Here is a 789-nt window from a genome sequence, read left to right as displayed (position 1 = left end):
GTATCCCAGATGTTCGAGTGTTCCCATTTATGCCAGGTTTCCAAGGTGGTTCGAGTGAGCCAGTTCAGTTCGTATTAGGCGGCTCTGATTACGATGAGCTCGTTGTTTGGGCTGAAATGCTAAAGAACAAAGCAGAAGAATCACCAATGATGGAAGGAGCAGAGATAGATTACTCGGAAAAAACGCCTGAGTTATTGGTTACAGTTGACCGACAGCGTGCCGCAGAGCTAGGAGTCAGTGTTAAAGACATTTCTGACACCCTAGAAATCATGCTCGGTGGTAAAAGCGAAACGACTTATATTGAGCGTGGCGAAGAGTACGATGTGTATCTTCGCGGTGATGAAAATAGCTTTAATAATGCTGCAGATTTAAGTCAGATTTATCTGCGCACGAATAGCGGTCAGCTAGTGACGTTAGATGCGGTCACAAAAATTGAAGAAGTGGCTGCCTCTATTCGTCTTTCTCACTACAACAAACAGAAGTCCATCACTATTACTGCCAACCTGTCGGAAGGTTATACATTAGGAGATGCGCTGAATTACCTAGACCAGGAAGCCATCGACAACTTACCGGGTGACATTTCGGTGAGTTATTCGGGGGAGTCGAAAGACTTTAAAGAGAACCAAGCGAGTGTTGCTGTTGTGTTTGCATTGGCACTGCTAGTGGCGTATCTCGTGTTGGCGGCTCAGTTTGAAAGCTTCGTAAACCCGTTAGTGGTCATGTTTACGGTGCCGATGGGTGTATTTGGTGGCTTTCTTGGTTTGGTTATTATGGGCCAAGGTATGAACA

The 789-nt window shown here is 45.6% G+C and carries 1 pseudogene; it reads left to right on the top strand.

Annotation, left to right across the window (positions count from 1 at the left end):
* Positions 1-789: pseudogene (vmeF, locus tag KIT90_RS27790) on the top strand (multidrug efflux RND transporter permease subunit VmeF); the annotation flags it as partial.

It is taken from the genome of Vibrio sp. B172a (genome assembly GCF_030248355.1).
Classification (GTDB): Bacteria; Pseudomonadota; Gammaproteobacteria; order Enterobacterales; family Vibrionaceae; genus Vibrio; species Vibrio owensii.
This window is presented reverse-complemented; position numbering and strand designations above follow the sequence as displayed.